Below are 13,955 nucleotides of genomic sequence, written 5' to 3' on the forward strand. Positions count from 1 at the left end.
CGAACATGAACCGATTAGCGCCACCGCCAGCCACTGCACCGCTTGTGAACCAGGCAGTTGACTGGGCTATCGCCACGCGACGCAGTATCAGGGCATTTCTTCCCACACCGGTGGCGCAGGCGGATATCGAGGCTATTCTCGATGTCGCCCGCTTCAGCGCCACCGGCGTGAACATGCAGCCCTGGCATGTGCATGTGCTTACGGGCGAGGCAAAGGCACGCCTGTCGCGTGCCATCGCCCGGATCGACAGCGATCCCGAGGCCGCTGCACAGCACGACGACCCTTACGCCTACTACCCGTACGAATGGAAAGCGCCCTACCTCGACCGCCGACGGGCCGTCGGCTGGGCGCTGTACGGCCTGCTTGACATCGACAAGGGTGACAAGCTGCGCATGCATGCCCAGCACGCACGCAACTACCGCTTTTTCGACGCTCCGGTGGGCCTTCTGTTCACCATCGACCGCAGCCTGGGTGAAGGCAGCCTGCTCGACTACGGCATGTTCCTGCAAAGCCTGATGGTCGCCGCGCGTGGCCGGGGCCTGCACACCTGCCCGCAGGCTTCATTCCTCAAGTACCACAGCCTGATCTCGGCGCAACTGGGAATTGCGCCCGAGCAGATGCTGGTGTGTGGCATGAGCCTTGGCTACGCCGACCCTGCCTGTATCGAAAATACCTTGGTAACCGGTCGGGAGCCGGTCAGTGCGTTCGCAACCTTCCACCCCTGAACACAACAACAAAAATAAAAGGTGCCTGCAATGTCGAAACACCCAGTGAAGCTGCTGCTCGCCACGGCCATTGCCGCTCAAGCCCCGGTGGTGATGGCGGACTTTGTCAAGGACTCGAAGGCAAGCCTTGAGCTGCGCAACTTCTACTACAACCGCGATTTTCGCAACGACGACGCCCGCCAGAACAAGCGCGACGAATGGGGGCAGGGCTTCATTCTCAACCTGCAGTCGGGCTTTACCGAAGGCACGGTCGGCTTTGGAGTCGACGCGCTCGGCCTGCTGGGGGTCAAGCTCGACTCCAGCCCTGATCGCACCGGCTCAGGCCTGCTGGCCTATGATCGTGAGCGCAATGTCGAGGATGCCTACAGCAAGATGACGGTGACCGCCAAGGCGCGCCTGGGCAAAAGCGAGCTGCGTATCGGCGGTCTCAACCCGGTCATGCCGCTGCTTGCCAGCAACAACAGCCGCCTGCTGCCGCAAGTGTTCCGTGGCGGCCTGCTGGTCTCCAACGACCTGGCACCGCTGACCTTCTCGGCACTGCGGATCAACGCGGTCAAACAGCGTAACTCCACCGACTTCGAATCGCTCACTGCCACCGGCTATGCACCGGTAGAAGCGGATCACTACAACTACCTGGCATTCGACTACAAATTGTTGCCGACGCTGAGCCTGAGTTACCACGTGGCCGAACTTGAGGATATTTACCGTACCAACTTTTTCGGCGTGAAACTGAACCAGCCTCTCTCGACCGGCGCCGTTATCGCCGATGTGCGTGTGTTCGACGCCAACGAAACCGGCGACAAAGCTGTGGGGGAAGTCGACAACCGTACCCTCACCAGTTACCTGGCCTACAGCCTCAAGGGCCATACCCTGGGTGGCGGCTACCAGAAGGCGTGGGGGGACACCCCGTTTGCGTTCGTCAACGGCACAGACACCTATATTTTCGCGGAATCGCTGGTGAGTACCTTCACCGCCGCCAACGAGCGCGTCTGGTTTGCCCGTTACGACTTCGACTTCGCCGCCGTGGGCGTGCCCGGGCTGACCCTGGGGGTCAAATACGCCAAGGGTGAAGACGTTGACCCGACAATGGTCAATACCTCCCAGGCGGCGGGGCTTCGTGCGAGCGGTGAGTCGGGCAAGGAATGGGAGCGCATGACCGACATCACCTACGTCGTCCAGGGCGGGCCGGTCAAAGGGCTTGCCGTACAATGGCGCAACTCTACCAACCGTTCCACTTACGCCGATAGCGCCAACGAAAACCGCCTGATCCTGCGCTATACGTTCAACTACTGAAGCAGCGCGTTGAGGAGCGGTACGCGCCTGTTCCACGCCTACCCTCCTCTACCGGCTGACGCACGCGCCGGACTCAAGCGTCGTCGTCGACCTTGGCCGTCACCACGTCACCAATGGCATAGAAATGCCCACCGGCAATGTAGTGCACACTGCGCAGCGCAGGGTCCGCCTGTTCAAAATGCCAGTGGCCGTCCTTGAATACCCGCGTATCGGCCCAGGCTGCGACGACCTCGCCAATGAACAGGTCGTAGGTGTCCTGGTTATGCGGTTCCGGTATCAGCCGGCACAGCAACCAGGCGGCGCATCCGGCCACGAACGGCTGCGCATGCCCGGGCATACGCATCAGCTCGACGCCAGCGCGCTGTAGCTTGTCGGGGGTGTCGGCAAGGCTGCGGGTGCCGACATCGTGGGTCAACTGGACCTGCGCTGCGGTCGGTACCTGAATGACAAACAGACCGCTTTGCTCGACCAGGCCGCGTGTGTGGGTGGCCTTGTCGAGCACTACGGTCAGTTTGGGCGGCAAAAAATCCAGGGCGCAGGCCCAGGCGGCGGCCATGACGTTATCGACGCCAGCGTGGCAGGCCGATACCAGCACGGTCGGCCCGTGGTTGAGCAGGCGGTAGGCCTTGGGTAGATCGACCGGGGCGATAAACTCGTTCATGCAACACCTTGGTTCGGGTAGAAGATGAGCGATTGTATGCCCTGCCCCCAGGTTATGGGAGCAAGGCTTGCCGGCGATGGGCGATCGGCGTGGCTTTTTACAAGGCTTCGGCATCCAGCAGGAACAAGCTCTCGCTGCCGGCTTTGACGGTGGCGGTCAGCGACTGGATGCGTGGCAGCATCCGCGCAAAGTAGAAGCGCGCGGTCCCCAGTTTGCTGGCGTAGAAGCCTTTCTGTTCACCGTGCTCCAGTGCAACATCAGCCATCTGCGCCCACAGGTAGGCATAGAGCGTGTAGCCGAACACATGCAGGTACTCCACCGATGCCGCACCGATTTCGCGGGCATTACCCTGCGAGCGGTCGAGCACCCAGGCGGTCAGTTCATCCAGGTTGTTGACTGCCGCCAGCAGCGGCGCCTTGAACTCGGCACGCGAGTCATCCAGGCCATGGGCGAAGGACTTGATCTGCGCTGACAGCAAGGTGTAAGTACGACCACCGTCAGCCACCAGCTTGCGCCCGACCAGGTCCAGAGCCTGAATGCCGTTGGTGCCTTCGTAGATCTGGGTAATGCGGCAGTCACGAATCAACTGCTCCTGGCCCCATTCGCGAATGTAGCCGTGACCGCCGAACACTTGTTGACCATGAACGGTGGTTTCCAGGCCCATGTCGGTCATGAAGGCCTTGGCGACCGGGGTCAACAGTGCGACCTGCGCCTCGGCGTGGTTGCGCTCAGTAGAGTCCGCACTGTATTTGGCCAGGTCCAGTTGCAGGGCGACGTAGGTGGAGAACGCCCGCCCGCCTTCGTTCAAGGCCTTCATCGTCAGCACCATGCGCCGCACATCGGGGTGGGCGATGATCGGGTCGGCCGCCTGTGCCGTTGCCACCGGGCCGCTCGGTGCACGGCTCTGCAGGCGTTCACGGGCATACTCGATGGCGTTCTGATAGGAACGCTCACCCAGCGCCAGCCCTTGAATACCCACGCCCAGGCGCTCGTAGTTCATCATGGTGAACATGGCGTTGAGGCCCTTGTTCAGCTCGCCAACCAGGTACCCGGTCGCGCCATCGAAGTTCATCACGCAGGTGGCCGAGGCCTTGATCCCCATCTTGTGTTCGATGGAGCCGCAGCTGACGGCATTGTCGTTACCCAGCGAACCGTCGGCATTGACCAGCACCTTCGGCACCAGGAACAGCGAGATGCCCTTGGCGCCCGACGGCGCGTCCGGCAGCTTGGCGAGCACCAGGTGAATGATGTTTTCGCTGAGGTCCTGTTCGCCACCGGTGATGAAAATTTTCGTGCCGGTGACACGGTAGCTGCCATCGGCCTGCGCTTCGGCGCGGGTGCGAATCAGCCCCAGGTCGGTACCGGCATGCGGCTCGGTCAGGCACATGGAACCGGTCCAGCGCCCTTCGTACATCGCTGGCAAGTAAGTGGCCTTGAGCGCATCGCTGGCATGGTTGAGCACCGACAATGCAGCGCCTGCGGTCAGCATCGAATACAAGGCAAACGACAGGTTGCCGGCGTTGAGCATTTCCTCGACCTGCGCGCCGATCACCTTGGGCATGCCCATGCCGCCGAAGTCGCAATCGCCGCTCACCCCTACCCAGCCATCATCGGCGTAGGTGCGGTAAGCCTGAATGAAGCCGTCCGGGGTGATCACCTTGCCCGCCTCCCAACGGCAGCCTTGCTCATCGCCACTGCGGTTGAGCGGTGCGATGGTTTGCGCGATGACCTTGCCGGCCTGTTCGAGCACCGCCCGGGCGGTGTCGGCATCGACATGCTCGGCCAGCGCCGGCATGCGCGCCCACTGGGACGGGAGATCAAACACTTCGTTGAACAGGAACTCCATGTCACGCAGCGGCGGAAGGTAATCAGACATGATGCAAAGACTCGGCTTGTTGAGGGGAGTGTTGAGCACCCGCGTCGGTGACGGGGGTAGACGCTGCAGCGCCGGCCTTGACCCGAACCTTGTGGTCGGGCAACAGGAAGTGCGACAGCGCCGGAATCAGGATCAATGCGCCGAGCATGTTCCACAGGAACATGAAGGTCAGCAGGATGCCCATGTCGGCCTGGAACTTGATCGGTGACCAGGCCCAGCCGACAACGCCGGCCGCCAGGGTGATACCCACCAGGCCAACAACCCGGCCGGTGAACGCCACTGCGTTTTCATAGGCTTCGGCCAACGGCATGCCCTTGCGCTGGTAGTGCAATTGCACGCTGAGCAGGTACAGCGCGTAATCCACACCGATACCAACGCCCAGGGCGATCACCGGCAAGGTAGCGACCTTCACGCCGATCCCCATCATCACCATCAGCGCCTCACACAGCACCGAGGTAAGGATCAGTGGCAATACCGCCACCAGCGTGGCGCGCCAGCTGCGGAAGGTGATCAGGCAGAACAGTGTCACCGCCAGGTACACCAGCAACAGCATGGTGCGATTGGCGTCACGGACCACGATGTTGGTCGCCGCTTCAATACCGGCGCTGCCGGCGGCCAGCTGGAACTGCACCGCATCGCTGTTATTGGCCTGGGCGAAGCGCTCGACAATGGCAACCACCTGGTCGAGGGTGTCCGCCTTGTGGTCCTTGAGGTAGGCGATGACCGGCATCAGCGAGCAGTCGTTGTTGAACAGCTCCGGCGCGTTCACCGACGCCTGCTGTGCGGCGTAGTTGAGCACGTCCTGGTTGCGCTGGATGCTGTTGAGCTTGGGGTTGCCCTCATAGGTACCGGCAGTGATCTGGCGTACCGCGTTGGTCAGCGACAGCGTGGTCTGTACGCCGGGATACTGCTGGAGCTCCCAGGCCAGGCGGTCGGCGAGCACCAGTGTCTGGTAACGCAGGCAGCCTTCAGGCGCGGTCTTGATCATTACTGCAAAGGTGTCGCTGGAGAGCGCGTAATGGCCGGTGATGTAAGCGTTGTCACGGTTGTAGCGCGAGTCGGCGTGCAGTTCCGGTGCGCCGCTGTCGAGGTCGCCAATTTTCAGCTGCATACTCAGGGCAAAGCCCCCTGCCCCGAGAACCCCGGCCACCAGCAATGCCGCCGTAGCCCATTTGCGCGTGGTAAAGCGATCGAGCAGGTCCCACAGTTTGCCAAAGCCGCGGTGCTCGGCAGCCCGCGAGTCGATGCGCAGGGCACGTTCGGCGGCCTTGCGGCCCACACCGACATACGACAAGGCCACCGGCATCAGCAACAGCGAAGTGAAGATCAGCACCGCAACGCCGATACTGGCGGCAATCGCCAGGTCCTTGATCACCGGGATGTCGATCAGCATCAGCACGGCAAAGCCCACCGCATCGGCCAGCAGCGCGGTCACACCGGCGATGAACAAACGGCGGAAGGTATAGCGTGCGGCCACCTGACGATGGGTGCCGCGGCCGATGTCCTGCATGATGCCGTTCATTTTCTGCGCGGCATGCGACACGCCGATGGCAAAGATCAGGAACGGCACCAGGATCGAATACGGATCGATGGCATAACCCAGCCATGCGACGATCCCCAGTTGCCAGATCACCGCCGTCAGCGAACAGAACACCACCAGCAAGGTACTGCGTACGCAGCGGGTGTAGAGGTAGATGATCACCAGGGTGGTCACCACCGCCAGGGCGAAGAACAGCATTACCTGGATCAGCCCGTCGATCAGGTCGCCCATCAGTTTGGCGAAGCCGATCACGTGAATCTTGTAGTGGCCCTGCGCTTCATACTGGCTGCGCAGTTGCTCAAGCTTTTGCGAAAAAGCGTGGTAGTCGATGCCGCGGCCGGTAGCGGAGTCATGGTCGAGCAGCGGTACGATCAACATGCTCGATTTGAAATCGCGAGCCACCAGGCTACCGACGATGTTCGCCCGCTCGATGTTCTGGCGCAGTTGCTCGATATCGGCCGACGTGCCCTGATAGCTGTCAGGCATGACCGGGCCGCCCTGAAAGCCTTCCTCGGTCACTTCGGTCCAGCGCACTGCCGGGCTCCAGAGTGATTTCATCCAGGCACGGTCCACGCCCTGGCTAAGGAACAGTTCGTCGTTGATGTGACGCAGGGTTTGCAGGTACGCGGGGTCGAAGATATCGCCCTGGGTGTTCTCTACCACTACCCGCAACGAGTTGCCCAGGCCACGCAGCGACTGGCGATTGTCCAGGTAGTTCTGGATGTAGGGATGGCTCTGGGGGATCATTTTTTCGAAGCTGGGCCGCAGCTCCAGACGCGTCACGGCCATAAAGCCCAGCACCAGGGTAGCCAGCAGCATCAGCACCATGAACGGCAGTCGATGGTTGAACACCAGGCGTTCCAGCCCGTTGCCTGAGCGCGCGTCGAATTCACCGAGGGTGCGAATTACCGGCAACGTGTCTTGTTGGATATTGGCCATCAGGGTTATCTCTTGTTATGTGGACGGCGGTTACTCAACGGCGAGCGTGCGTACGCCGCGCTCACCCACCAGCACCAGATCGGTTGCGGCATCGAAGGCCGCCCCGGTGATCGGGGTACGGGTGATTTGACTCACCTGGACAAAACTGGCGCCATCGTCGTGGCTGACCAGCACATGCCCGGCCTGGCTCATCAGCCAGAGGTTGCCTGTACTGTCGAGGTTGGCGGCGGTGATGCTGTTGGCAAGGCCGGTTTCGACCATCTGCCAGTTTTCACCGCCATCGGTGCTACGCACCACATGACCGCGCAGGCCATAAGCCAGCAACACGCCCGGTTTGCCGACGGCGCCAAAGAGGGTTCCGGCATACGGGGTGGTCAGGCGGGTGAAATGCTCGCCATCTGCAGCCAGTTTGAGCAGCAGCCCTTGTTCGCCGGTGATGTACAGCGCCCCGTCGATACTGGCCAGGCTGGTCAGGTGCAGGGCTTGCGGGTTGTCGGTGCGCTCCAGCCATGGCGTCCAGTGCTGGCCGCCATCACGGGTGTGCAGCAACAGGTTGAACACACCAACGGCAAAGCCGTTTTGTTCATCGGCGAACCACACGTCCAGCAAGGGCTTGTCGGCGCCCTCTGCTACCAGGCGTTCACCTTCGCCGATCAACTGTGCCAGGCGCTCGTCGTTGGGGGCCGCCTGGGCCTGGGCGCGGTAGTAGGCCAGCACTTGCTCGCCCAACACTCGGCCGTCCAGTTGCTTCTGCCAGGTTTTGCCACCGTCCTGGCTGTGCACGATGACGCCGTCGTTCCCCACTGCCCAACCCTGTTGGGCACTGGGGAAACTCACGGCATTGAGATCGGCACTGGCCGGCACACTGGCTTGCTGCCAATGGCTGCCGTGGTCGTCGGAATACAGAATGTGGCCACGAGGGCCGACCGCCACCATGCGGGCACCGGCGCTGGTCACATCACGCAGCGGGCTTGCCGATGCCAAGGCACTGGGCGAAGCCGGCAGATCCAGTACATCCGTGTAAGGCGCGGCCTGGGCCGTACCTTGAAGGGCTGCCCACGTCAGCATCAACGCAGTGCATCGTTTGACAAAATACATACCCGGTCCTCCAGATCGCCGCTGCACGCAGCAGGCTGCTCTACAAAGCGTCCGGCGTCGCAAGCGAGGCCGGACTTCATCTACGTTGCCGTCGACTCAGCGAATACCGGCGCCGGCCAGCGACTCCGGCGACCACTGGGTTTTCGACAGCGGGTCGATGTAACGGATACCGCCGTAAGCGCCGACCACACCGTTGAGGTTGTAGGTGCCGCCAATCAGGTCGTAGATCATGAACGGCGTAGAGTCCGGGGTGCGTTTGTCGTAGCTCTGGCTGAGGAAGGCGAACGAGCCACGGTACAGCTGGCCACGGGCGTCATACTGGTCCGATGCCAGAGCGATCCAGCTGTCTTCGTCGAGGTAGAAGCGACGCTTGTGATAGATGTGACGCGCACCGTCCTTCAGCTTGCCTTCCACTACCCATACCCGGTGTTTCTCCCAGCGCACGAAGTCCGGCGCCAGGTGGTTCGGGGTGATCAACTGCTTGATATCGGTGTTGTAGGTCAGTTTGTAGGTGTTGTACGGCACAAACATTTCCTGCTTGCCGACCAGGGTCCAGTCGTAGCGGTCCAGTGCGCCGTTGAAGACGAACACGTCATCGTAGGTGCCCGAGCCCGACGTACCCGGGTTGGGGGTGTCGTAGGCCAGGTTCGGCGCCAGTTTCACCCGGCGCTGGCCAGGCAGGTATTGCCAGGCACTGCGGGGCTGTACCAGCGGGTTGGCGGCATCGCGCAGCATCATCGCTTCACCGGCGCGGCGGGCTGGTGCGGTGTACACCAGTTTCATCTGGTAGTAGGTGTCTTTGGAGCCGATCGGCTTGTTCATGTCCTCGTAGATCGGGTAGCTGATGTTCGCCTGGCCGGTGGTGGACAGGGTCGGTACACCGGCGGCGTCGACGTTCCAGGAGTCGTACTTGGCGGCCATGCTCACGCCCTGGTAGCGCAGCAGGAAGTTCCACATGGCCTCGGCACCGGTCTGCGGGATCGGGAACGGAATACCCGGCAGCACGTTTTCAACCGCGGAGCCACCTTCCTGGCTGCGCGCACCGACGGCGTTCTTCACCGTGTTGTCGAGCACCGGTTGCGGCAGCGCCACGGTACGGTGGGTCGGGTAGACGTCGACCTTGAAGGTCGGGAAGCGCTTGAGCAGCTCAAGCGTGGTAGCGGTCAGCTGACCTTTGTATTGATCAGCGTTCTTGCCGTCGATGACCATCAGCGGCTTTTCACCGGCAAACGGGTCCGGACGCATGCTGTCGCCGCTCTTGAAGCCGGCAGGCGGCGTGACCAGGCCACCCTGGTAGGCAGGAATCGAGCCGTCGGCATTGGCCGCTTTTTCGGCGCCGATCTGGGTCAGGTTGTTGCCCAGGCGGGCAGCCTGGTCAGCGGATACGGCAGCGTGGGCGGCATTGAAGGCGGCCAGCGACAGGCACGTGGCCAACAGAGTACGCATGTAGTTCATGATGTTCTCCAGCGTGATGACTGAAATGCAGTGACTTGAAGACTGAAATGCAGTGACTTAAAAAGTGGTTTTAAGGGTCAGATAAAGCGCACCACGGTCCTCGGTGGTGGCGCCGCCACCAGAGAAGGAGGAGTAGCCGCCGCCGTAGCAGGTGTAGTCCTGCTCACCATCCAGGGCATTAGGAGCCGCGCCATCGGTCTGGCCGTTGTTGCACGACTGGGTTTTGCCGAAGCTGTCGACGTACTTGAGGTCGACGAAATACTGGTTGTAAACCGCGGCGCTGACGCCCACGGCATAGTTGCCGGTGTCCTCGGCACCACCGCCTTGCACTGGCGATACACCATCGAGACCGACGTTGATCGACAAGGGCATGCTCATGTCGACACCCGGCATGACCTGGTACCAGGTCGGCGTGAAGTTGACGGCGATACCCCAGTTGTCACGGGTCGGTTTGTCGATGCCGCGGTAGCTGCTCTTGCCCTTGTACAAGGCCTCGTTATGGCCATCGAGCTTGAGCAGGTTGCTGTAGAACAGCTCGCCCAGCAGGGTTGCACCGTCGAACAACGGCGTGTCACCGATGGTCATCAGGCCGTTGAGGGTCCAGTGCAGGGTCTGGCCGGTGGCACTCAGGCCATCGCCATCCTTGGGTACGTCATAGATCACACCGCTGGCGGGCGAGCGCGGTGGCAACAGGCCGAAACCGCCACCCAGGCCACTTTGCCCCGGTGCACTGACAATCGCCGGAATGCTCGCCAACGGCATGTTGTGGCGGATGTTCAGGTCGCTGCCGACGCTGATACCGGCGACATCCTTGGACAGGCTGAGGCCGTAGACATCGATGTTGTCGGCGTAGGCAAACTGGTAGGTCGGGGTCTGCAGCGAGTTGTAGAGGTTGCCCACGGCACCGGTACGGCTGGCCGGTGGCGCGCCGAACGGGCCGCTGGACACGGTCAGGCCACGGGCATCGAGCCAGGCCTGTGGGAGGATTTCCGAGGTCTTGCGGTAGTAGAAACCCAGGGTGCCGCCCAGCCATTCTGGTGACCACTTGGCCATGACACCCCAGTCACCGGACTTGTCCGGCGTCAGGTCGTCGCCACGGCGAATGGTGGTCAGGGCGCCGCGCACCGGAATCAGCCCGGGGGTACCGGTATGGCCGAGCAGGAAGCTTTGTGCGCCCTCGCCCACCACGTCGGAGCTGCCGTAGTAGGTGCCGGCTTCCGGTAACCGGGCGGCGTCCCAGTCAAAGAAGTATTGCGCGCCGAAGGTCAGCTCGGAGTTGACCAGAAACGAAGTGGACAGCTGGTTACGCGGCACGAACAGTTCTTTGGCCTCGGTGCCGGGCGATGCTGCCAGCTTGGCCAGGTCCAGGCCCGACTGGCCGTAGCTCAGCGAGTGCACCGGGTTGAGCAGTGTTTCACCCCAGAACAGGTTGTGCTGGCCGAGCTTGCCGCTGAGTTCGGAGCTGTCGCCGATTTCAGTACGGGCAAACACAAAGGCATCGAGCACTTCGCCTGATGGGCCGTTGTAGTAACGCTGGGCATAGTTGCTCAGGTGCGAGCTGCCCAGTCCCGTACCGGTACCTGGCAGGCCGTTGAGGCTCGGGTTGATGCCGGAGGTGTCGCCGTTGCCGTTGACGAACGGGTTGGAGTTGGAACCGGTGTTTTCGTAGGCCTTGTCATACCAGCTGGCGGTACTGACGCGAAAACCCATGCTGCCCTGGTAGATCACGTCCAGCTCGGTAAGCAGGTCGACACGGTTGGTGATGTTGGTGCCTGCCTTGCGGAAGTTGTAGTCGCCGTCGTTGTTGTTCGGCGTACCCAGCATGCGTTTGTCGGCACTTTCGGTGCGCACACCGTAGTTGTATTTCACGGTGTTATCGAAGCGAACGGACCAGTCCTCGCTTCCGGTATCGACTTCAAACGCCTGGGCGCCTGGCAGCGTGAGCAAACCGAGGGCGCAAGCGAGCAGACGACGCTGTGCAACCACAGCGCTATGAATGCGGTGTTTTGGCATTACGATGACTCCACGTATTGTTATTGTTGTTATCGCCGCCCGTCGGATGCGGGCGTTGGTCAAGCGTCCGTGCAGTGCTGCAGGATTAACAATCCAGGGTTTGGATGAAGGACTCGGCCTGGGGCCAAGGCCCGTACCCGGAAGCAGGGTTCAGGTGGCCGACAGCGCCCAGCTCGACCAGCTGGCTACCCCAGCCTTGCGCCATGGCGGTGACAGCCTCAAGGCTGGCCAGGTGGTCATTGCTGCTGGCCGCAACAATGCTCGGGAACGGCAGCGGTGTGATCGGCAACGGCGCCCAGCCATTGGCACGCAGCGTGTCAGGGCTTGGGTAGGCCGCCGGCCATTCGGCTTGCAGATCCGGTGGTGCCGCCAGCAACGCGCCTTTGATCGGCCGCTGATAGCGCGCCGCCCAGTGGGCTACCATCAGTACACCGGCGCTGTGCGCCACCAGTACCACCTCGCCATCGATCTGCTCGAGGGCGTGCTGGATCGCTTCGACCCGGGCGTTGCAATCAAGACCGTTGGCTTGTAACGGCGCAACCGCGCGCACCTTGGCAAGGCGAGCCTCAAGCAGGGTCTGCCAGTGCTCGGCGACATGATCACGCAGGCCAGGGACGATCAGGACAGTAGCGGCGGTATGCAATTTTTCCACGTCAACACCTATGCTCTAGAAAGACCGCTCGCCGGGTAAGGCGAACGCTTCGAGAGTCACAGTAATCAGCGCTCCCCCCGGGTGCTTTACATTGAGCGTCAGTGACTTTTCATTTGATGACAAGCGTGTGTGCAGGCGGCCCAAGCCCCGGATTAGGCGGCTGCAAACAGCTTTTCATTTGGCGACACACAGGCTATAAATCCTTACCCGTCGCAGAAACGGGACGCCTAATGAGAACGCGTGGAAAACAATAAATGGCCGCCCTTGTCCGTGCTGCAAGCTTGACCAACTACCTTGAGGTGTCCCGACACCTGGGTATCAACCCTCATGCACTGCTGGCCCAGGTGGGGCTCAGTGCGGCGCTGCTCGAAGACCCCAACCAACGCCTGTCGGCAACCACGGTGGTGACTTTGCTGGAAGAGTCAGCCCGGGTCAGTGGCTGCGAGACCTTTGGCCTGCGCATGGCCGAACTGCGCCAGCTGTCCGACTTTGGCGAGATCAGCCTGCTGCTCAGCCATCAGCGCACCTTGCGCGATGCGTTGCGGGTAATCGTGCAGTACCGTCACTTGCTCAATGACGCGCTGGCCATTGATGTCGAAGAATCGGGCAAGACCGTGATCATTCGCGAGGAAGTGGTCAGCGATCATTCCCGCAGCAGCCGTCAGGCCACGGAGCTTGCGATTGGCGTGATGCTACGCTTTTGCGCGGCGTTGCTGGGGGCGCACTGGCACCCGATCAGCGCCAACTTCACCCACAGCGCCCCTGCCGACCTTGCCATTCATCGGCGCATTTTCGGTTGCAAGCTGGTATTCGGCAGTGAGTTCAACGGTATCGTCTGCCCGTCGGCCGACCTCGACACCGCCAACCCCCTGGCCAACGATGCCATGGCTCGCCTGGCGCAGCGTTACCTGGATAGCTTGCAGGCGAGTGGCAACCTGTCGCTGGAAAACGAGATGCGCAAGACCATCTACTTGTTGCTGCCGATGGGCCGCGCCACCATTGAACAGGTAGCGCAGACCCAGAGCATGAACGTGCGCACCCTGCAGCGGCGCCTTGAAGAATGCGGTGTGACCTTCAGCGATCTGATCAACAGCGTGCGCCGTGACCTGGTGATCCGCTACCTGGAAAACCCCAATTACACGCTGGGGCGCATTGCCGACATGCTGGGCTACTCGATGCCCAGCTCGTTCACCCGCTGGTTCATCGCACAATTCGGCAAGCCACCGGCGATTTGGCGAGTAGAGAACGGCGTGTCGGTGCGTTCATAACGCAGTTCTTTGCTATGCCCTTATCGCAACGATAAGGAAGTTTCGCACAGCGCTACAGGAACGGCCTGATAGCGCGGCGCCAATCGCAGCCAGCACGATTCGCGCTGGACTTTGCGGACCGCCATCAAGCCTTTCCCCCCGCAACTATCCCCCACACACAGGGCCTGCACACGCGCAGGCTCCAGCTTGTTGGACTTGCAGGGAGCACTCATTGCCATGTCCACCCAACGACCATCGTTACGCGAGCTGCTGCGCATGAGCAGCGAAACCGCCAACCTTACCCTCTCCAACGCCAGCCCCAGCGCCTGCGTCGAATGCCATCGCACCATCACCATCCTGCCGTTGCGCTACGGTGTGGTGTCCGGCACCGACCCGGCCATCCTCGCGCAGCTGGCCCCCACGCTGCCTGCGCACCTGGGCAAACAGCTCGTCCCG

General features: G+C 61.9%; 11 protein-coding genes. 4 read left to right on the forward strand and 7 right to left on the reverse strand.

Annotation, left to right across the window (positions count from 1 at the left end; translation table 11 throughout):
- Positions 1 to 5: 5 nt before the first annotated feature.
- Both DM813_RS28230 and DM813_RS28235 read left to right on the forward strand, forming a co-directional pair.
- Positions 6 to 725, forward strand: coding sequence for a nitroreductase (locus DM813_RS28230; protein ID WP_128326687.1), 720 nt, complete (start codon positions 6 to 8; stop codon positions 723 to 725).
- A 30-nt stretch (positions 726 to 755) separates the two neighbouring features.
- Positions 756 to 2,018 (forward strand): OprD family porin, encoded by a 1,263-nt coding sequence (locus DM813_RS28235; RefSeq protein WP_128326688.1) that lies wholly within the window; start codon positions 756 to 758, stop codon positions 2,016 to 2,018.
- Positions 2,019 to 2,091: 73 nt separating this feature from the next.
- Here the strand turns inward: DM813_RS28235 and DM813_RS28240 are convergent, their stop codons facing one another.
- The 7 genes from DM813_RS28240 to DM813_RS28270 form a co-directional block, all read right to left on the reverse strand.
- Positions 2,092 to 2,679, reverse strand: a complete 588-nt coding sequence (locus DM813_RS28240; RefSeq protein WP_128326689.1) for a flavin reductase family protein — start codon at positions 2,677 to 2,679, stop codon at positions 2,092 to 2,094.
- A gap of 97 nt (positions 2,680 to 2,776) precedes the next feature.
- Positions 2,777 to 4,555 carry an acyl-CoA dehydrogenase C-terminal domain-containing protein gene (locus tag DM813_RS28245; RefSeq protein WP_128326690.1) on the reverse strand — a complete coding sequence of 593 codons (1,779 nt, stop codon included), beginning with the start codon at positions 4,553 to 4,555 and terminating at the stop codon, positions 2,777 to 2,779.
- On the reverse strand, positions 4,548 to 7,034 hold the full coding sequence (locus DM813_RS28250) for an efflux RND transporter permease subunit (protein ID WP_347233037.1): 2,487 nt from the start codon (positions 7,032 to 7,034) through the stop codon (positions 4,548 to 4,550). Before DM813_RS28250 ends, DM813_RS28245 begins: the two co-directional genes overlap by 8 nt.
- A gap of 30 nt (positions 7,035 to 7,064) precedes the next feature.
- Positions 7,065 to 8,132, reverse strand: a complete 1,068-nt coding sequence (locus DM813_RS28255) for a WD40/YVTN/BNR-like repeat-containing protein (RefSeq protein ID WP_128326691.1) — start codon at positions 8,130 to 8,132, stop codon at positions 7,065 to 7,067.
- A 96-nt stretch (positions 8,133 to 8,228) separates the two neighbouring features.
- The gene (locus DM813_RS28260) at positions 8,229 to 9,587 is read right to left on the reverse strand and encodes a DUF1329 domain-containing protein (protein WP_128326692.1); all 1,359 of its coding nucleotides are present in this window, start codon (positions 9,585 to 9,587) and stop codon (positions 8,229 to 8,231) included.
- Between the two features lie 57 nt (positions 9,588 to 9,644).
- Entirely contained in the window at positions 9,645 to 11,600 is a 1,956-nt protein-coding gene (locus DM813_RS28265) for a DUF1302 domain-containing protein (RefSeq protein ID WP_128326693.1), read from the reverse strand.
- Positions 11,601 to 11,685: 85 nt separating this feature from the next.
- On the reverse strand, positions 11,686 to 12,252 hold the full coding sequence (locus DM813_RS28270; RefSeq protein WP_128326694.1) for an RBBP9/YdeN family alpha/beta hydrolase: 567 nt from the start codon (positions 12,250 to 12,252) through the stop codon (positions 11,686 to 11,688).
- A gap of 254 nt (positions 12,253 to 12,506) precedes the next feature.
- On the opposite strand from DM813_RS28270, the gene DM813_RS28275 reads away from it, so the two are divergent.
- Both DM813_RS28275 and DM813_RS28280 read left to right on the forward strand, forming a co-directional pair.
- The gene (locus DM813_RS28275) at positions 12,507 to 13,520 is read left to right on the forward strand and encodes an AraC family transcriptional regulator (protein WP_128326695.1); all 1,014 of its coding nucleotides are present in this window, start codon (positions 12,507 to 12,509) and stop codon (positions 13,518 to 13,520) included.
- Between the two features lie 216 nt (positions 13,521 to 13,736).
- The coding region (locus DM813_RS28280) for a hypothetical protein (protein WP_164897312.1) at positions 13,737 to 13,955 on the forward strand (219 nt) is incomplete at its 3' end.

The organism is Pseudomonas alkylphenolica (genome assembly GCF_004025535.1).
GTDB classification, from domain to species: Bacteria; Pseudomonadota; Gammaproteobacteria; order Pseudomonadales; family Pseudomonadaceae; genus Aquipseudomonas; species Aquipseudomonas alkylphenolica_A.

What these genes read in the sequence shown, in the direction of transcription:
- DM813_RS28230 (WP_128326687.1), top strand. Translation starts at nt 6, where the DNA reads ATGAACCGATTAGCGCCACCGCCAGCCACTGCACCGCTTGTGAACCAG.
- DM813_RS28235 (WP_128326688.1), top strand. Translation starts at nt 756, where the DNA reads ATGTCGAAACACCCAGTGAAGCTGCTGCTCGCCACGGCCATTGCCGCT.
- DM813_RS28240 (WP_128326689.1), bottom strand. Translation starts at nt 2,679, where the DNA reads ATGAACGAGTTTATCGCCCCGGTCGATCTACCCAAGGCCTACCGCCTG.
- DM813_RS28245 (WP_128326690.1), bottom strand. Translation starts at nt 4,555, where the DNA reads ATGTCTGATTACCTTCCGCCGCTGCGTGACATGGAGTTCCTGTTCAAC.
- DM813_RS28250 (WP_347233037.1), bottom strand. Translation starts at nt 7,034, where the DNA reads ATGGCCAATATCCAACAAGACACGTTGCCGGTAATTCGCACCCTCGGT.
- DM813_RS28255 (WP_128326691.1), bottom strand. Translation starts at nt 8,132, where the DNA reads ATGTATTTTGTCAAACGATGCACTGCGTTGATGCTGACGTGGGCAGCC.
- DM813_RS28260 (WP_128326692.1), bottom strand. Translation starts at nt 9,587, where the DNA reads ATGAACTACATGCGTACTCTGTTGGCCACGTGCCTGTCGCTGGCCGCC.
- DM813_RS28265 (WP_128326693.1), bottom strand. Translation starts at nt 11,600, where the DNA reads ATGCCAAAACACCGCATTCATAGCGCTGTGGTTGCACAGCGTCGTCTG.
- DM813_RS28275 (WP_128326695.1), top strand. Translation starts at nt 12,507, where the DNA reads ATGGCCGCCCTTGTCCGTGCTGCAAGCTTGACCAACTACCTTGAGGTG.